Raw genomic sequence first — 17,688 nt, forward strand, 5'->3', positions numbered from 1 at the left:
CCTACACCACCTGCCTGGCCGACGTGCCCGTGGCGAGGGCATGAGCATGGAATCGATCCACCCCACTTTGCTGCGCGTGCCCGACTTGAGCGGCGTGGTCCGTCTGCAGGAAGTCCCACTGGAAGGAACGCCAGCCGACTACCTGGTGCAGCAGCACCATGGTTGGTGGATGGTCACCCGGTTGACGGATGGCGAGACGGTCTACGCAGGAGCCGGACCGGTCGAGGTGCTGCGCTCGCGTGCGCCCTTCTGAGCTGGAACAGCTGTCGCATTTGACGCGCTGCCGTCGTCACTCATAGCGCGCATCCGTGTCAATGCTCCTGGTCCAAGGACCACCCGCACGTCCTGCGCCACAAATCCGGATTGCGGTGCTTGAACGGTGCGATCAAAGTCCTTCCGCACAAGCCCGGAGCCCGGGCTGAATCCATGAGGCCGCACCCGTGAGGGTTTGATTCCGCTGAAATGACGCCATCTGTCTGATTGCTTTCTCAGTATTGAAGTCGTTCGCGATTGAGGCGGCCTTGGAGATACGAGGCCGATTCGGAGAATCCATTGCTCGCTCGGGTGGCACCGGGGAGCTTGGCGTCGCTGGCGAGTGCACACAGCAGCCACAGTGAGTAACGTCGGTGTACTCCGTGCGTGTGGCAGGCGCTCCGCAGGCCATAGCAAAAACACCGAATCTTGAATTCAGCGGCGCGCTTTGGGCACAGAGCGTCAGAACATCACTTCCTCGACATGCGGGCCTCTGTCTTGTAGCGCTTGAGCGTGGTCTGCAAAAGCTCCGGCAGCTCCGCCCCCAGTCCCCCAGCCAGCTTGAACAGAACGGTCAACGTCGGTTGGTTCTGGGCCAACTCCAGCTTGGCGACAAACGTTCGGTTTACGTCGCTGCGATATGCCAGTTCCTCTTGCGAAATCCCAAGGTCACTGCGACGAGCCTTAAGCTCTGCTGCAAAAGCCTTCATTAGTTCCAAGTTCTGAGTGCTTTTCATCCAGAGAATCTCTCTGGATAGAACCACTTATGCACCCGCTTATATGGTACAAAACAGCAACATCGCAAATGTCGGCAATCAACATTCGCCTTGCTCGCGACAGCGAATCGAAAGCAATGCGGGTGGCCAGCAACCACCTTCTTGACCAACGCACCATGTTCTCTGAAAAGACTTCCTTGACCATAATCATCGCAATCATCTTGGTCCTCGTGATCGCGGCTAGATCAGGCATCGACAGCAACAAAACGGAGAAGAAGCACGTCGTTCCCCAACCGCTTCAGTGGTCTGTCGTCAATGTGAACAGTTCTGACTGCTTCTCGACAGGGACGCCTGACGAGTGGGTTCGCGAACTCGACGAGCCCGGTGCCCGAGCAGTCAAAACCGTGCGAGATGACGGCTCTGTATGGATCACAAAGGACTTGGGTGGAGGCAACACCAGCCGGTGGGAGCTCTTTCCAACACGACTGGCTTGCCTGAACTCAATTTCCAACTACACATACGTCATTCGCCATTGAGAACTCCAGGCGCAGGCGCCCATTGAAACTCTCCACATTCGCGTTGTCGGTCGGCTTGCCCGGGCGGCTGAAGTCGAGCTCGACACCCCGCTCGTAAGCCCACTTGTCCATCACCTTGGAGATGAACTCGCATCCGTTGTCTGACTTGATGGTACGCGGCACGCCGCGCTCGTAGGTGATGGCCGTGAGCACGCGCACGACGTCCTCGCATCTGAGGCTTTGCCCTACATCGATGACCAAGCACTCGCGCGTGAACAGATCGACCACCGTCAGCATGCGCAACTTGCGCCCATCGAACAGCGCATCAGCGACGAAGTCCATGCTCCATATTTCATTGATGGCATGCGGAAGCTGTTTGGGCTGCCTGCGCTGTGCAGCCTTGTTGCGCCTGGGGCGCTTCAGTCGCAGTGACAGGCCTTCCTCGCGGTACAGGCGATAAACCCGCTTGACGTTGTATACATGGCCCCTCCGACGCAGCATCACGTGAACCCGGCGGTAGCCATAGTGCACGCGCGTGTCGGTGACGACTTGTCGACTTCGCGTGGACAGACACCGGCTCAGTGCCAAGGCTGCCGGACAACGCCGGCCGATAGCTGAGAACGCTTTGGATCGTCGAGTGGTCGCATGCGCCCTCGCTCGGTGAATGCCGGGTGTGGTGCCTCACCAAAGCATCTTCTTCAAACTTAAAGCGCGTCCCCTGCTTCCAGCGGATGCTCGCCGGTGCACCGGCAAGTTTGCAGCGTGTGCAGTCAGTCGAACCAAACGTCCAGATTCACGCTGTCCGTCATCAAACCGACGTTCGCCACGGCGACGGGCGCCCCGCTCAGCGTCACCGTACAGTCAGATGTCGACTGTTCGTGTTGCCAAGCAGCGGTGTCGCGGCGTGAACGACCGTTCCCCACCGCCGAAGCAGAGTCGCGCCCACCCACTGCCGCCGGTCAGGTGCACGCGGTCAGCGATCCCGCAACCAAATCGCGACTTACGCTGGCACCAGGCCCGCCGTCAGGCTGGCGGGCTACCAAGCCAACCACACTCAGGCTACGCAAGATGCGGCTAAGCGCAGGCTGCTGGGAAACGTCGCGTTGGCACCCCAATGCAAGCACCCCCTTCAGCCGAGAGGCACCACAGCGTAAGTTGGCACACGACACTGATAGTCTTGCCCGACTGCCGCGAGATTGGGAAGCCTCAGGACTACATGGGCTTCAACAAGTCGCTGGCCACGCGCTTTGAGAGCCATTTGGTCAGACCAGGAGCGTCCAAGCGCGCTTCTTCCAAGGCTTCTGCAGCCGTGGCACGCCAGGCGAGATCGCCCGGCTCAGTGAACGTGCGGCGCAGTTCGCGGATGGCCACGAGCGCAGCCTCGGCCCAGGTTCGGAACTCGTCCAGCGGCCAGTAGCTGACCTTCCCCAGCGACGGCATGGCTCCCAAGGCGGCCACCCTCGCGGGCGTCACTAGGACCGACACAATGGTGGCCGACTCGGTGCCCAGCACCTTGGCCCGAATCCATTCCGGATGCGATGCCGCTTGCCGAGCCTTGGTGGCATCCAGGACAACGTCCTCCTTCGCGCCCGCGTGATCCTCGAAGACGATCACTTTGTCGCCGATCCGCCACCAGGGGTCCGGCGATGCATCGGACTCCTCCTTGCCGGCCGAGTAGCCAAGATGCTCACCTAGCTTCACTTGCGCCTGCTCGAAGGTCTTTGCCAGGGCTAGGCCGTTGCGGATCTCGCTCTCACGCGTGGCGAAATCACGGTTGTGCAGCGTACCGAGACCCGCCAGGTACACCTCCAGCCGCTCGACCTGCAGCATCAGGTCGGCATCAGCAACTGCGGCAGCATCGCCGGAGCCGAATGCGTCGCCACGCGCCAATGCCACTAGCCAGGGGATGCCCTGCGCTGATTCTTTGGCCTTGCCGTAGGCTTGGCGCGCTTTGGCTTCGAATCCGGGTACACCTTGAGCCGATGCGCGCTCCGCCGCGGCACCGGCCAGGTAGAACCACAGGGCGCGGTAGCCTCGAAGCCCAGTCCCATTGAGACCGGCAAGCACGTCCCGCGCCGCGTCATGCGCGCGAACGTAATCCTCGTTCCAGATAGCGGTTTGCCATTCAATTTCGTTGGCGACGGACGCCGCAAGCTCGTCCATGGCGGGGAAGCCTTCCTGGATCTTCGTGCTGCGCAGATCCAGGATGGTGTCATTGGCGTCTTGCCACTCGTCGTCGTGCTCGAGGAAGATCTTGAAGTTGTCGACAATGTCCTTGGCTTTGGTGTCGGTGGACTGCAAGACGCCGAACTCAATCTCCGCCTGCAACTCGGGGTGGAAGTGGGCCCGGCGCTTGCGGTCGGTCAGATAAGCCGGCAAATCTTGGCCCGTCACCACCACCGCAGAGTAATCATTGAGGCCGCGCGTGCATCGCCCCATCGCCTGCATGACACGGGTCTGGACGCGCTCGTTAAAGAGCAGGTTGGCGCCCATCCGCGTCATCAGAAAGCGTTCCTGCAGGTTGGTGGCCTTGGGCAGCCCCTCGACGAAGAGCAGCCGGCAGTCGTTGCCCGGGAAGTCTATGCCATCGTAGCGATTGGCGATAACGGCAACGGCCTTCTTCTCGGCCACGAAGGGGGCCTTGGTCTTCTCCAAGTCGTCTGCATTGAAAACGGGGAATTCCAGGTTCTCTTCGACGTCGTCCTTGATCACCTCGGCGCTGTCAATCCGCGGCGTGAGCACCAGGCTGCGACCGGCCGCCCGCATCAGGGAATGGCGCAGGGCCAGCGTATCGTCCTCATTCAATGACTTCTCGGGGAAGACGAAGAAGCGGCGGCCGATGCCCTGGACGTCCCAGCCATCAGGAATCGGCAAGCGGAGGATCTTGGGCCGACCCGTTAGGCGCTCGAGGTCGCCCCCGGCTCCAAGCGTTGCCGACATGAAGATGCGCTGCGTCGCGCCCGCGAACGGCGCGTGCGACCAGGTCGGCGGGATCAACGGACGGATCATGATCTCGGTCGCCGACATGTAGAGCTGGCAGGCGTGAAGATGCCCTGCCAGGCTCTTCCAGGGGTGGCGTTCGCGCAAGCCCTCGATATGGCCGCTGATTGCGGTTTTCAGCTCGTCGGCCAGTTCCGCAAGGACATAGGCGGGCAGCATGTCCACCCAGGACGCGTCATCGACGTCGCGCGTGATGCCCATGACTCGTGAGTACGTGGTGCCCGAGACGGCCTGCTTGAGTACGCTGGCCACGGCGGCATGCAGCGCCACAACCGCGGAATTCTTGTCCAGCCGGGACATCGACAAGGTCCACTGCGAGGCGATGTAGTTCTCGGCCGCATGCGCATCGTCGACGATGACAATGTCCGGATCCTCGAAGAAAGGGTTGGTGTTGAACAGGCTGCTGTAGGTCGTGACGGCGACGCGGTCACCGTCCGTGTACGCAGCCTTGGCGGAAGGCAGGTACTCCTTGATCCTGCCGGAGAAGGGCTGGACGGACAGACCGTACTTGGTCGTGGCCTCCTCGGCCACCTGGTTCACCAATTGGACCGTCGGGCACAGGTAGACGACCTTCTCGCCGTACTTGCGACGGCGCCACTCGGCAAGCAGCAGTCCCACTAGGGTCTTGCCGCTGCCAGTTGGCAACTGCAGCGCCACGTCCTTGGCTTTCAGGGCCTGGACAGCGTAGTTGCGCAGCATCTGCCCCTGGTGATCGAACAGGCTTGGGTGGCGCCGCTTGGGCAGATCGAGGAAAAGCCGATCCGGGCTATCCGGCACGGTGACAGCGGCCGTGGGTTTTTTGAATGCCATCTTCTGTTTCTCCCTACATCAAACGCCAGCCGCTTCTGCGGCTGGCCGCTCTAAGCGCGGCTATGACACGATCTTCAGCACGGGCCTCTTGTTGCCCGGCATGGGCGGCGGCGCTTGGGTGACCAGCTCACCAACCAGCGACTCGATCTCGTCAAGCGGTATGTGCAGCTCGGCCGCGATGCGATCCTTGGTGATGCCATCCTTCCAGAGCTCGTCGAAGACCATCTTCCACAACACAGACTTCTCACGCTCGAGACCTTGCGGCTCGCTCGTGCGATACCCCAGGTGGCTCATCTGTTTGCACAGGTCGCGGTAATGCCAATCCGAGATCAGCCCGGCATCGAAAGCTGTACGCGCCAGCGCGGCCACCGAGATACCCCAGCGCTTCTTGGCTGAGACAAGCTGCGACAGCGAGTTGATACGGCTCAGATGGCCAATTAGGTCGCCGCGATTGATCAGGAACGCCGACGCGAACATGTCCGCCTCACGCTCCACGTCTCGTCCGCCGTTCGTCACTCCATGGATGTGCAGCACCAGATGGGCGAGTTCGTGCGCCGCGTCAAAACGACTACGTTCCGCTGACTTGAAGGTGTTAAGGAAGATGTAGGGCACGTTGCCCCGCCAGCAGGAGAAGGCATCAACATGCTTGTGCTGCTCGGCCAGCGAGAACACCCGGACGCCCTTGGACTCAAGCAGCTTGATCATGTGCGAGATCGGCTTGGCCCCGATGCCCCAATGGCTGCGCAAGGCCTCGGCGGCCGCGATCGGATCCTCGTCGCGCAGGTCGAGCAACTGCACCGCGGGAAGCTCGAACCGGTCGGCCACCCAGGCATGCAACTCGAACGCCAACTCCCCTGCCGCCAAGGCCGCGTCGCGTTGGCGCGCCGTCAGCGATGAGAGGCTGCGGAAACTCACGGCTTCTGTGCCCAGTGCCTCGGTGTCGTTGAGATAGAAGAACTCCGTCGGGTAGTTCAATGCCTGGGCCAATGCACGCATGGTGTCACTGCCCGGTTCTGGTGTATCGCCTGCCTCTAAGCGCGTCAGCGTCAGGGCGGTCAGACCCGCCTTCTCTGCAAGTTCCTTCTTCGTGAGCTGTCTGCGCTTTCGAGCAAGCGTGAGTCTGCTCCCGTTAAACATACGCTGCTTCGTTCATCGTCACTTCTTCGCAATTCTGACCTCGTGTTCCAGGGTGCCGCCGCCACCGTCAGGCTGGCTGATGTGGCCCGGAGTGGGGTCCATGTCTTCGTCCACGACCCAGATGCGCCTGCGGAACCCCTCGAACTGGTTGCCCTCGAAGGCTTCCGGGCACGAGACCTCGGCGCGCAACTTCTTGCCATCCGTGCTCACGCACACCGTCCACACCGTCGGCGTGCTTCCGAAGGCGTTTACGGCGTCTGGCGCCTCGCGATCGAATAGCTCGGCCTGGCCGTCTTGGATGAGTTTGCGCGCGCCCGCGCCCTTGCCGGAGATGGCTTGGGGTAGCTGCTCCGTGCAGGCGACGTCCACGTTCTGGAAGCATAGCTGAATCCCCAGCTCGTCATTGACCGTCGATTCCACATTGCCAGCGCGGCTGAGACGCCAGCCCTTGGGCATCAACTCCATGCGGATGGCTCGAACGCCCATGATGTAGGCGAGAGTCCCAGGTGTGCTAGAAGGGTCAATCTCCAGAGCTTCGGCTTTGGCAGCCGCCGCTTTGCGGGCGATGGACGTGACGATGTCGATCGTCAGTCCGAGGGCGCGCAATTCCTGGCGAACCTGGAAGTCTTCGTTGATAACTACGGGCTTGGGCTGCAGCATGGATCGACGATGTTGATTTTCGACGCCTACATTGTAGTCAAATAAAATCAACAAGCAAGCAACTTCCTCTAGAAAGTTCCGCACTCGACCCTTCGGGCCATCTGGAGGCCCTAAACGACACCGACCAGAAAGATGCCGGTTCGCCTGCCCGCTACCTCAGTGTGCGGATCGGTCATCCAAGCGCCGCGACTGAAAGTCAGCTTGTTGTCGGCGCCGACATTCGACAGCGAAATCTGACCGGCAGCACCAGGCTGGGTGCCGTCGGTAAGGAACGAAGACAGGATGACGGACTCCGCAACCCGACGTTGTCCGTCCGAGGTCAGCCGTACCCATAATTCTGTCGGCCCCTCTATTTGGCGCCGTAGAGGCCAAGTCGTGAGCAGCAGGGGTCGAGTGACCGGTCTAGTACCTGACAATATCGAGATCTGCAGGAAGAGAAAAACAGATGGCGACAGGACATAGCGATATACGACACGCGATGGCACAGCCGATTGGCGAGCTCTTTAGGTCCACTTTGGTCCGGCGAGCTGAAGAATTTGGTTGGCAGCTTCGGCGCTGGGCCGCATTCGGGGAATCCGCCTGCAGTTCTCTAACCGCGGCGCTCTAAATGGAGACGCCGCGCATAGATGGATCACGCCCTGGCGTGTGGCTGGCTTGGTGGAGGCACAGCTCTCTGCCGAGCGATTATCGTAATGCCCATGGGCTGATCGTCCATATCGATGCATGGAAGGATCTCCCTTCTCATATGTGGGAGCGGAACGCCGTGCTCCCTTGTACGGTATGGGTCGTGGCACCGCATCAGCAGCTCCAAATCGAGGCGAAGATCACACTACTTGATAAGCCCGATGGTCCCTATCTAGATACTCAACCAGAGGACAGGGAGGTGAAAGAGCGGGCGTGGATGCCACTACCTGACTTCAAGTCGAGATTCGGTCAGTTCGTCGTGTCAATTGGAAATCGGCGTGCATACCAAGAGATATTTCGAGTCCTGAGGCCGGAGCTCGCGAAGCGCCTTCTGCTGCTTGTCAACGAACTCGTCGTTTTGAATGAGCTGCGCCCAAGCGCGCGAATCTTGCGGCAGATCCGTGGGTCTGAGCAGAACCTGTGGGCGCAGTTCTTCCGTGAGGACGAGGAGCGATTTGCGCTTGTAGATTTCCGCCGAAGCATGCTTGCGGTGGAAAGAGACGGGACGGGCCTCGACCATGTCGATTGGCTGGAAGCAGAGGTCCCTTTGTGGGGTGGGAAGTTCTTGCTGCCGCTGCGACTAGATTTCCCCTACGTGTTGGGCCAGCAACAACTCCTGAATGTCGTTATCGGTCCGAATGGTTCGGGCAAAACAACTCTGTTGCTGGGTCTGGCGAAGGCAGTTGTCGGCCGCGATGCGAAGTTGGGAACCGTAGACTTGCCGTCTCCTAGCCCCAACGTTCACCGACAGTCCGAAGGCTATCCTCCGTTGCGGGTCTCAGTGTTCACCTACGAGCGCAGCATGTGGGCATCGCTTCGTCGCAAAGGTGTCGCGGTCTACGAGCAGGGCGTCCGTTCCAGCGACTGGCGGCAGTTGACTCATTTGATACATCAGATCGTCACATCAGGGGATGAGATGGAGCGAGGGCTCAGCGACCTGAGCCTGCTCAAGGAAATCCTCTCGGGCTTTCTGACTGTTGCAGATCTGTGGTTGCCGCTGCATCCGTCGAGGCCGGTCGATCAGTATTCGCAATGGGACGATTCCGATGTCCTTGAAAGTGAAGTTTCGCTCTCGCACCTGACCGATCTACCACTCAAGCGCTACAACGCTGTGGTTGCGCGCCTAGACCGTAGTAGCCCGCCATTCATGCGCGACTACGAGGGCCGCACGTATTCCCTTAGCTCCGGACAGCGCAGCCTCGTCCTGTTTTGCACGCGGCTGATGACTGCTTCGATTGGAGGCGCTCTAGTGTTGGTAGACGAACCTGAAAACCATCTGCACCCTTACTTCATCACGTTGATGATCCAAACACTTGCTCGCACGTTGCAAGCAACCGGGTCGCGCGCGCTGGTCGTCACTCATTCGCCGTTCGTCGTCCGTGAGTTCGAGAAATCCACCGTCAAGGTCATGAAGACCTCGCCGGAAGGTGTGCCAGAAATCTTCAGGCCGTCGCTCCAGACGTTTGGTGCGGACGTGTCCATGATCTCGGATTACGTCTTCGAAGATGAGGCGATTCGCAAGGGCTTCCAGAACAGCATCGACCGCGCTATTCGAGCCCAACACAGCCGTGGGGGTTCAACGCAATTGCAGGGTCTCGCTGCTGATCTCGGTGAAGATGGTTTGAGCTACCTGATCGAGAAGGCGCAAGCCGAAGCGGACGGGGCGTCAAATGCCTAGCGCGCTCCTATGCAAAAGAAGGGCCGAGCAGGACCTCGATGCTCTCCACCAATATGCAAGCACATACAGAGGCAAAGATTGGAAAGCGCGCGTCCAGCAGGTGACGACAGCGTCCAAGCACCTCGAGCGGGTTTTCCTCAACTACTCGCGCTTATTCGAGAAGCCGCGATGGCTATTGCAGGCAAGGCTGCGTGGCATCGCCAGCCTCCTTCACGACCTGTACGACTCCAAGGCTGAACCATTTCGCTACATCGCCGAGCTACGCAACTACGAGAGGTTCGGCGCGTGCCCATACTGTGGGTTGCCGAAGAACATCACCGTCGACCACTATTTGCCGAGGAATCATAAGGCATTTCCACACCTGTCATTCCTGTCGTTGAACCTGGTGCCGGCCTGCAGTGACTGCCAAGGCTCAAAGGGTAGTTTCTACCCATACAAGCCGGCTATGCCGGCGAAAGCATACAGGAGCATGGGGCGCCTGCGACTCTGCGAGAAAGAGAAGGCAAGCATAAAGAAGGCTCGACGGGCAAAAACGCCTCCGGCCCCTTCGCTGCGTGTTTTCGAAGCAACTCCACTACGGCCCAACAAGGTGCTGGGAGTTCAAGAAACTCGACGGTTCATCCATCCTTACCTCGACGAATTCCTGCACGACGGCGTGTTCGACGTCGGCTTGGTATGGTCTGGTGGTCGACCTGAAATCGGACGGTTCTTGTGGAAGCGGCACCTGACCGATGCGCAGCGCGCTCTGGTGCTTTTTCACGTGGGGAAGATGAAGGTAAAAGACCGGTCACGCGGCATCGTCAGACGCCTGCACATGGCGTTTGAGAAGTACATAGCCGGCAAAAGCGTGAACCGCGAGGAAGTGGTTGACCGGTTGAAGTTTCTGCTCGATACCTTGCAGGAGAGGACGGGCTTGGCCAACTCCATCGAGGCCAAGTATTTTGAGGCGCTGTTGAGAGATCCAGCAGCCATCAATCAACTTGTCGCAGCCTCTGCAGCCCCCAAGCCGAAGCCGCTGACGCATGTTTCGACCGCAGTGCGCAAAACTGTGTCGCATCGCCGAGGACGCGCTTAGCATTCCACAGCCTGCAGAAGCCGACTTGGCTTTGGCCACGCTCCAGACTACCAAATCCCCATGCGGTCGAAGTGTCGTTGCTTGTCCCGGTGCGGTGGCGCCTTCGCGGCTTCAAGACGTTTGGCAACCGGATCAGCGTACCTGTCAGCCATTGGCAGATAGCCGTCGGCGCAAGGCGCTCACTGTCTATTGAGCACCGTCTGTGCCTGCCCCGTTACCTAAAGACCAACGGCATGGTTGAACGCTTCAATGATCGGATGAGCTAATTCAACGGTCGAACGAGCTTCAAGTCGCTGAGGAGTTGTCGACGACGCTCAAGCACTACCCGGACATGTACAACCATCGCATTCCGGAGCGAGTGCTTGATCACCTGTCACCCACTCAGGCCCTGAAAACTGGCCAAGGATGTGCGCCGTTTCTTAGCCGCACGCATCTGGATGTACGTTTGTAGCATCGTAGGCGCTGCCGTCCTTAGCGATCTCACTTGCGGTACATACGGCTCACGAAGTACCACATTGCAGCGAAAGCTATTACCGACGTGCCGACCAGGTGGTGGACAAGAACTCTGAATGCCTGCAGTGACTGCCATGACATGCAGGTTGAAACGCAGCTGCCTGTCCACATGGCCGATGCACATTGCGGGGTATGTGGGGCTCATCTGTAAGCACTGGCTATACGTGCAAAACCCTGTACCGGCGGCTACACAGTGGCTACACGACAGCAAAAGCGAAAAACCCCGCTATCAACTAGATAGCGGGGTTTCCTTGATTTATCTGGGGTGGCTGATGGGACTCGAACCCACGACAACAGGAATCACAATCCTGGACTCTACCAACTGAGCTACAGCCACCGCAAGCCTGCCATTATAGCGTGAACCTTTACTGTTTTGGCTCTGGCACCAGGATCTTCACCTTGAACCGTTGCTTGAGCAGCTCGTAGTGCGCCTGCGCCTCGGCGGCGTTCCACCACTGGGCATATTGCTGCACTTCCTGGTTCTGGGCCGAGGGCGTGGCGCGCGGCAGCACCTTCTCCACCTTCACGATTGCATAGCCCTGCTCGCCCAGGTCCACTCCGGCCCAGGATGGCAACTGCTTGGGGTCGGTGCTGAGCGCCGCCCTCAGGACCTGTCCGGACACACCTTGCGGGTTGTCGCGAGAAACGACCACAGATGCAGGCAGCGCAGTGGTGTCGCTGCCCGACTTGAGTGCCTCCAGCTTGCGGGCACCCTCTTCCTTGGCCATCTGGGCGGACCGCTGGGCGATCAGGCGAGCGCGCACACTGTCGCGGACTTCGGCCAGCGGCAGCGTGCGGGCTGGCGCGTGGTTCACGACGCGCGCCGCCGTCAACTGGCCCGAGGCCGTTTCGATCGCCTCGGTGTTGCGCTTGTTCTGGACGGAGTCGGGCGCGAACAGGGCGGAGAGAAGGCGCTCATTGGCCAGCACACCGGAGCCCGGTACCGGCTGGCGTGTCAGGCCCTTCGCGGTCTTGATCTCGAGCTTGAACTGGTCTGCCGCGGGCTTGAGGCTTTCCGCCTGCTCGTAGACCGTATTGCCGAAACCGTCCGCGCTCTCTGCGAAGCGCTTCTGCGCCTGCTGCTTCTTCAGATCGGCCTCGATCTGCGGACGCATTTCCTCGAACGTCTTCTGTTTGGGAGCCTTGATGTCGGTGAGCTGGATGATGTGGTAACCGAACTCGGTTTCCACCAGATCAGAAATCTCACCCTTCTTGAGCGAGAAGACCACGTCTTCGAACGGCTTGACCATCGCACCACGTCCGAAGAACTCCAGGTCGCCACCCTTGGCGGCAGACCCGGCGTCCTGCGAGTTGGCCTTGGCCACGGCGGCGAAGGTTTCGGGCGCCTTGCGCACCTGAGCCAGCAGGGCCTGCGCCTTGGCCTTGACCTTTTCGCGCTCCTCGGCGGGCGCGCCGGCCGCGGCATTGAGCAGGATGTGGCTGGCACGCCTCTCCTCGTCACCGGAGAGCTTGGCGACGTTCTCCTTGTAGTAGGCACGCAGGTCCTCTTCGTTGAGCGTCAGGCCCTTGGCGATCTCCGCGGCATCGAGCACGAGGTATTCGACGTCGATCTGTTCGGGCGCCTGGAACAGGGCCTGGCTGTCCTTGTAGAACTGCTCGATCTCGGCATCGGTCGGCGCCACTTTGGCCGCAAAGTCCTTGGCGGCCAGCGTCAGCACGCGCACTTCACGTCGTTCGAAAAATGCGTTGAGCGACACCTGGGCCACGGCCGATGGCGCGAACCCGGTGCCTTGCACACCACCGAGCACTTGGCGCATGGACAGGTCGGAGCGGATGCGGGCTTCGAAGCCCTCGGGCGTCAATCCCTGACGCGCCACCATCTGCGCATAGCGTTCGACATCCAGTGAGCCGTCGGGCTTGCGCAGCGCGGCGATGCCGGGGTCTTCCTGCAACGCGCGCGCCAGGCGCTGGTCGCTGGTATAGAGGTGGTCCTTCTGCACGGCGGCGGCCAGCACGCGGTCGCGCACCAGCCGTTCCAGCGTCGCGTAGCGCGCGGCGTCGCTGTCGAGCAGTTTGGCATCGAGGTTGGGCATCTGCTCCCGCAGGCGCTGCGCCTCGTTGCGGTGCGCCTCGTCCCATTCGCTCTTGCGGATGTCGTGACCGTCCACCGTCGCCACGGCTTCACCGCGCTGGTTGAAGTCGGTGAAGCCCTGGACACCGAACAGCACGAAAGACGGAATGATCAGTATCAGCAGGAAGCCCATGAGGTACTTCTTGTGATTGCGGATGGAGTCGAACATGCCTGGAATCCTGCTACTTCAAACAAACGCCGACATCGGAATGTCGACAACAAAAAAGGCGAACCCGAGTTCGCCTTCTTGATGGTGGTGGGTGCTGACGGGGTCGAACCGCCGACCTACGCCTTGTAAGGGCGCCGCTCTACCGACTGAGCTAAGCACCCCACCGGGTACCTGGGTTTGCTCAGTTCAGAGCATCCTTGAGGGCCTTGCCCGGACGGAACTTCGGAACCTTGGCGGCCTTGATTTTAATCTCAGCGCCGGTGCGGGGATTGCGACCCTTGCGAGCGGGACGTTTGGTCACTGCGAACGAACCGAAACCCACCAGGGACACCGTGCCACCCTTCTTCAGGGTGGTGCGGATGGCGGTGATGGTGGAGTCCAGTGCGCGGGTGGCCGCAGCCTTGGAGATGTCGGCGTGCTTGGCGATGTGCTCGACGAGTTCTGTTTTGTTCACAAATAGCCCCTCTATAAGAAATAAAAGTTCGTCTCATCAGGCGAGTGCGTGATGGTGAAGCACCGGCCGTCACCGCCTGCAGTTTCTGGTTGGGTCACAGGTCGCACCGGTGCGGAAAAGCCACCGCCCACGCGCGACTTCATTAGACCCACGGGGCTGCTGCACTGTCAATACAGAGGCCATCGAAACCCCCGACGAACGCCAGAACCGCGAGATTCTATGCGGTTTGCATGGGCTCCCTGCGACACACGCGCGACGAACACCATGCCGCGTGCCGGATCACCACGCCTGCACGCTGGCCGCGATCGCCTTGCCGAGATCGCTGGTGCTGGCCTGCCCCCCAAGGTCGCGGGTGCGTGGCGCATCACTACCGGGGGCCAGACAGGTTTCTATGGCCCGCATGATGGCGTCGTGGGCCTCGCGATGCCCCAGGAAATCCAGCATCATCGCCCCGCACCAGATCTGCCCGATCGGGTTGGCAATGCCCTGCCCCGCGATGTCCGGCGCCGAACCATGGACGGGCTCGAACAGGGAAGGATGCCGGCGCGTGGGGTTGAGGTTGGCGCTCGGCGCGATGCCGATGGTGCCGGTGCAGGCCGGTCCCAGGTCGGAGAGGATGTCTCCGAACAGGTTGCTGCCCACCACCACGTCGAAGAAGTCGGGCCGCTGCACGAAGTGCGCGGTGAGGATGTCGATGTGGAACTTGTCGACCTTCACGTCCGGATACTCCTTGGCCATCGCTTCCACGCGCTCGTCCCAGTACGGCATGGTGATCGCAATGCCGTTGGACTTGGTGGCGCTGGTTAGATGCTTCTTCGGGCGTGAACGCGCGACTTCGAAGGCGTGGCGCAGCACGCGGTCCACGCCGATGCGGGACATCACCGTCTCCTGCACCACGATCTCGCGCTCGGTGCCGGCGTACATGCGGCCACCGATGCTGCTGTACTCGCCCTCGGTGTTCTCGCGCACGATCACCATGTCGATCTCACCCGGTTCGCGCGGGCTGCCATCACGCCGCACCACCGGCGCCCGCACGCCGGGCATCAGCCTGGCCGGACGCACATTGACGTACTGGTCGAACTCGCGACGGAACATCAGCAACGAGCCCCAGAGCGAGATGTGGTCGGGCACCTTGTCGGGCCAGCCGACCGCACCGAAATAGATCGCGTCATGTCCTCCGATCTGCTCCTTCCAGTCGTCCGGCAGCATCTTGCCGTGGCGCCCGTAGTAGTCGCAACTGGAGAAATCGAAATGGTCGAACTGCAGGTCGATGCCGAACCTGGTTGCGGCCGCTTCGAGGACGCGCAGGCCCTCAGGCATGACTTCGGTACCGATGCCGTCTCCGGCGATGACTGCGATGCGATGGGGTGATGGCATGGGACGCTCCTGTGGTTGGGATGTGCGCTGAGCTTACGGCTCCTTTGAACAATAATTCGTCCATTAATTATTTCCAACAGAGAAAGAATTGGACCGTCCTGATCTGGAGCTTGTGCTGGCCGTCCGGCGCCACGGCAGCCTCGTCACCGCAGCACGCGCACTGAAGGTGGCACCGTCGGTGGTGACCAAACGACTGGCGGCACTGGAAGCCCGGCTGGGCACCCGGCTGTTCCAGCGCACCACCCGCCGCGTGAGCCCGACCGCGGATGGCGACACGCTGTGCGAGCGTGCGCAAGAGTTGCTGCGTGCCTTCGAGTCCGCCGAGGCGGAACTGCGGGAACGCCAGGCCGAGCCGTCCGGGCCGGTCCGGCTGGCAGCCACCTTCGGCTTCGGCCGCATGTGGCTGGGACCGGCGCTCGCGTCGTTCCAGTCGCTGTACCCCAAGGTGAATGTCCAGGTTCAGCTGACGGAACAGTTGCCCGACCTCACCGTCGAGGGCATGGATGGGGCGATCTGGTTGTGGAACGCACCGGCACAGCGCGCGGGTGAATGGACCGAACGGCGACTGGCCACCAACCAGCGTGTGCTGGTCGCCGCGCCAGCCTACCTGCGCCGGCGCGGAGAACCCCGTTCGCTGGACGAGCTGTCACAGCACGACTGCCTGGTGGTTCGCGAGAACGGTGGCAGCCCCGACCTGCGCTTCGACCACTGGCGCCTTCAGCGAATCGGCGAACGCCAGTGGGTCCATACGCCGGTGCGGGGTCCGCTGTCGAGCAACTCGGGCGAGCTGGTGCGCGACTGGTGCCTGGCGGGCCACGGCATCATGCTGCGCAGCCTGTGGGACGTGGCGCCGCTGCTGGAGCGCGGCGATCTGGTGCGTGTGCTGAACGAATGGAGCATGCCCGACGCGGACGTTCACTGGATCGCACCCTACCGGGCGCAGGTGCCGCGCCGCATCCGGCTGCTGGTGGACTTCCTGGCCGAACGCTTCCGGGACGAGCCCTGGCGCCAGCAGGCCGCCAGCCCGGTCAGCGCGAAGGACGCACCACCAGGCTCACGCCGAAAGCGGTGAGCGCGGTGCCGGCGATCGTGGTCGCCGTAATCGGTTCGGCGAACAGCACCCAGGCGATCAGCGCGGTGCAGGGTGGCACCAGGTACATCAGGCTGGTCACCGACGCCGCCGCACCTCGCTGGATCAGCATGTACAGCAGCGAACTGCCCCCCAGCGTCAGCCCGAGCACGGACCACGCCATGGCACCCACCAGTTCGGCGTTCCAGTGCATGGTTTCGGCCTCCAGCAGCGCCAGCGGCAGCGTCACCACCAGCGCCGCCGCCAGCTGGACGGTGTTCGCGGTGCGCACGTCACAAGGCTGGACGAAGCGCTTCTGATACAGCGTGCCGGCGGTGATCGCGAACAGGGCCATCACCGCAAACGACAGGTTCAGCCAGTTGGCCGAATCGCCCGGGCCACCGGCGCCGAACTTGCGCGAGACCACCAGCACCAGACCGGCAAAACCCAGCAGCAGGCCCAGCCACTGGCGGCGCGACACATGGTGCCCGCCCACACTCGTGAGCCAGATCGCGGTGAGCACCGGCTGGATGCCGACGATCAGCGAGGACAGGCCGGAGCCCATGCCGGCCTTGACCGCGGCCCAGACGCCGCCCAGGTAGCCCGCATGCATGAGCACGCCGGTGACGGCCAGGTGGAGGGCCTGCCGGCGGTCGGACGGCCACTTCACCCCGGCCAGCACGATCCAGGGCAGGAAACAGAGGATGGACAGCGCATAGCGCACCGCCAGAAAGGACATCGGCGGTGCATGCGGCATGCCGTAGCGCGCGACGATGAAACCGGTGCTCCAGATCAGCACGAACACCCAGGGCATGGCCCTGAGCCACGCGTTGTCGCTGGTGCCCATCAGCGCGAGCGGGCGCGGATCTCGGGCAGCGCCTTCTGCAGGTAATACACCATGGACCACACGGTCAGCACCGCGGAAATCCAGATCAGCCAGGTGCCCCAGACATGGGTGTCGATCACGCCGAACAGCGTGCCGTGGAACAGCAGGAACGGGATCGCGATCATCTGCACCGAGGTCTTGACCTTGCCGATCATGTGCACCGCAACGCTCTTGGTGGCACCGATGATGGCCATCCACTCACGCAGCGACGAGATGGCGATTTCGCGGCCGATGATGATCAGCGCCACGAACACATCGGCCCGTTCCAGGTGCACCAGAACCAGCAGGCAGGCACAGACCAGGAACTTGTCGGCCACCGGATCGAGGAAGGCACCGAAGGCAGATGTCTGGTTGAGCTTGCGGGCCAGGTAACCGTCGGCCCAGTCGGTGGCGGCGAACACGATGAACATCACCGTGGCGATCAGGTTCTGCTGCGCCGGGCTCACACCTTCCAGGTAGAACACGCCGATGATCAGGGGAATGGCGACGATGCGCGCCCAGGTCAGCAGGGTGGGAAGGTTGAAGAACATGGACGAGATTATGGGGGTGGTTTTGTACACTGGCCCTCCATGTCGCCCCCTCCCCCTCTCCCCGCGGCGCC

General features: G+C 61.6%; 14 protein-coding genes, 2 tRNA genes and 1 pseudogene. 5 read left to right on the plus strand and 12 right to left on the minus strand.

The window, feature by feature from the left end; genetic code table 11:
* Positions 1-253 (plus strand): hypothetical protein (locus HPS01S_RS17385; RefSeq protein WP_255284238.1); only part of this gene is annotated, 253 nt, incomplete at its 5' end.
* 469 nt (positions 254-722) lie between these two features.
* Here the strand turns inward: HPS01S_RS17385 and HPS01S_RS17390 are convergent.
* Positions 723-989, minus strand: coding sequence for a helix-turn-helix domain-containing protein (locus HPS01S_RS17390; RefSeq protein WP_066158890.1), 267 nt, complete (start codon positions 987-989; stop codon positions 723-725).
* 68 nt (positions 990-1,057) lie between these two features.
* Between HPS01S_RS17390 and HPS01S_RS21865 the strand changes: the two genes are divergently transcribed.
* A complete protein-coding gene (locus HPS01S_RS21865; protein WP_157576414.1) occupies positions 1,058-1,504 on the plus strand; it encodes a hypothetical protein in 447 nt (148 codons plus the stop codon).
* A 3-nt stretch (positions 1,505-1,507) separates the two neighbouring features.
* Here the strand turns inward: HPS01S_RS21865 and HPS01S_RS17395 are convergent.
* The 4 genes and pseudogenes from HPS01S_RS17395 to HPS01S_RS17410 all read right to left on the minus strand — a co-directional run.
* Positions 1,508-2,137: pseudogene (locus tag HPS01S_RS17395) on the minus strand (IS3 family transposase); the annotation flags it as partial.
* Positions 2,138-2,695: 558 nt separating this feature from the next.
* Complete coding sequence (locus tag HPS01S_RS17400; protein WP_066158893.1) at positions 2,696-5,293, minus strand: DEAD/DEAH box helicase; 2,598 nt, start codon at positions 5,291-5,293, stop codon at positions 2,696-2,698.
* Positions 5,294-5,353: 60 nt separating this feature from the next.
* The gene (locus HPS01S_RS17405) at positions 5,354-6,430 is read right to left on the minus strand and encodes a helix-turn-helix domain-containing protein (protein WP_066158895.1); all 1,077 of its coding nucleotides are present in this window, start codon (positions 6,428-6,430) and stop codon (positions 5,354-5,356) included.
* A gap of 18 nt (positions 6,431-6,448) precedes the next feature.
* Positions 6,449-7,090, minus strand: a complete 642-nt coding sequence (locus tag HPS01S_RS17410) for a hypothetical protein (protein WP_066158898.1) — start codon at positions 7,088-7,090, stop codon at positions 6,449-6,451.
* A gap of 787 nt (positions 7,091-7,877) precedes the next feature.
* Here HPS01S_RS17410 and HPS01S_RS17415 point away from each other — a divergent pair.
* Positions 7,878-9,452: an ATP-binding protein gene (locus HPS01S_RS17415; RefSeq protein WP_169803953.1), complete on the plus strand. Its 1,575-nt coding sequence runs from the start codon at positions 7,878-7,880 to the stop codon at positions 9,450-9,452.
* Positions 9,445-10,527 (plus strand): HNH endonuclease, encoded by a 1,083-nt coding sequence (locus HPS01S_RS17420; protein ID WP_066158904.1) that lies wholly within the window; start codon positions 9,445-9,447, stop codon positions 10,525-10,527. Before HPS01S_RS17415 ends, HPS01S_RS17420 begins: the two co-directional genes overlap by 8 nt.
* 774 nt (positions 10,528-11,301) lie before the next feature.
* Here the strand turns inward: HPS01S_RS17420 and HPS01S_RS17425 are convergent.
* From HPS01S_RS17425 to HPS01S_RS17445, 5 genes are all read right to left on the minus strand, one after another.
* Positions 11,302-11,377 (minus strand) — tRNA-His (locus HPS01S_RS17425).
* 28 nt (positions 11,378-11,405) lie between these two features.
* Positions 11,406-13,301 carry a SurA N-terminal domain-containing protein gene (locus tag HPS01S_RS17430; RefSeq protein WP_066158907.1) on the minus strand — a complete coding sequence of 632 codons (1,896 nt, stop codon included), beginning with the start codon at positions 13,299-13,301 and terminating at the stop codon, positions 11,406-11,408.
* 85 nt (positions 13,302-13,386) lie between these two features.
* Positions 13,387-13,462 (minus strand) — tRNA-Val (locus tag HPS01S_RS17435).
* Between the two features lie 20 nt (positions 13,463-13,482).
* Positions 13,483-13,755 (minus strand): HU family DNA-binding protein, encoded by a 273-nt coding sequence (locus tag HPS01S_RS17440; protein ID WP_066158910.1) that lies wholly within the window; start codon positions 13,753-13,755, stop codon positions 13,483-13,485.
* 279 nt (positions 13,756-14,034) lie between these two features.
* A complete protein-coding gene (locus tag HPS01S_RS17445; protein ID WP_066158913.1) occupies positions 14,035-15,132 on the minus strand; it encodes a tartrate dehydrogenase in 1,098 nt (365 codons plus the stop codon).
* An 88-nt stretch (positions 15,133-15,220) separates the two neighbouring features.
* Here HPS01S_RS17445 and HPS01S_RS17450 point away from each other — a divergent pair, with 88 nt between their 5' ends.
* Positions 15,221-16,204 (plus strand): LysR family transcriptional regulator, encoded by a 984-nt coding sequence (locus HPS01S_RS17450; protein ID WP_066158916.1) that lies wholly within the window; start codon positions 15,221-15,223, stop codon positions 16,202-16,204.
* Here the strand turns inward: HPS01S_RS17450 and HPS01S_RS17455 are convergent.
* The gene (locus tag HPS01S_RS17455; protein WP_066158919.1) at positions 16,161-17,048 is read right to left on the minus strand and encodes a DMT family transporter; all 888 of its coding nucleotides are present in this window, start codon (positions 17,046-17,048) and stop codon (positions 16,161-16,163) included. The genes HPS01S_RS17450 and HPS01S_RS17455 overlap by 44 nt on opposite strands.
* On the minus strand, positions 17,048-17,617 hold the full coding sequence (pgsA, locus tag HPS01S_RS17460) for a CDP-diacylglycerol--glycerol-3-phosphate 3-phosphatidyltransferase (protein WP_066158922.1): 570 nt from the start codon (positions 17,615-17,617) through the stop codon (positions 17,048-17,050). The genes HPS01S_RS17455 and pgsA overlap by 1 nt, the downstream gene beginning before the upstream one ends.
* Between the last annotated feature and the right edge of the window lie 71 nt (positions 17,618-17,688).

The sequence above is a fragment of the Hydrogenophaga pseudoflava NBRC 102511 genome, from assembly GCF_001592285.1.
Taxonomy (GTDB): Bacteria; Pseudomonadota; Gammaproteobacteria; order Burkholderiales; family Burkholderiaceae_C; genus Hydrogenophaga; species Hydrogenophaga pseudoflava.

Coding starts and splice junctions, on each gene's coding strand:
- HPS01S_RS17400 (WP_066158893.1), bottom strand. CDS start 5,293: ATGGCATTCAAAAAACCCACGGCCGCTGTCACCGTGCCGGATAGCCCG.
- HPS01S_RS17390 (WP_066158890.1), bottom strand. CDS start 989: ATGAAAAGCACTCAGAACTTGGAACTAATGAAGGCTTTTGCAGCAGAG.
- HPS01S_RS17455 (WP_066158919.1), bottom strand. CDS start 17,048: ATGGGCACCAGCGACAACGCGTGGCTCAGGGCCATGCCCTGGGTGTTC.
- pgsA (WP_066158922.1), bottom strand. CDS start 17,617: ATGTTCTTCAACCTTCCCACCCTGCTGACCTGGGCGCGCATCGTCGCC.
- HPS01S_RS17405 (WP_066158895.1), bottom strand. CDS start 6,430: ATGTTTAACGGGAGCAGACTCACGCTTGCTCGAAAGCGCAGACAGCTC.
- HPS01S_RS21865 (WP_157576414.1), top strand. CDS start 1,058: ATGTCGGCAATCAACATTCGCCTTGCTCGCGACAGCGAATCGAAAGCA.
- HPS01S_RS17430 (WP_066158907.1), bottom strand. CDS start 13,301: ATGTTCGACTCCATCCGCAATCACAAGAAGTACCTCATGGGCTTCCTG.
- HPS01S_RS17410 (WP_066158898.1), bottom strand. CDS start 7,090: ATGCTGCAGCCCAAGCCCGTAGTTATCAACGAAGACTTCCAGGTTCGC.
- HPS01S_RS17445 (WP_066158913.1), bottom strand. CDS start 15,132: ATGCCATCACCCCATCGCATCGCAGTCATCGCCGGAGACGGCATCGGT.
- HPS01S_RS17420 (WP_066158904.1), top strand. CDS start 9,445: ATGCCTAGCGCGCTCCTATGCAAAAGAAGGGCCGAGCAGGACCTCGAT.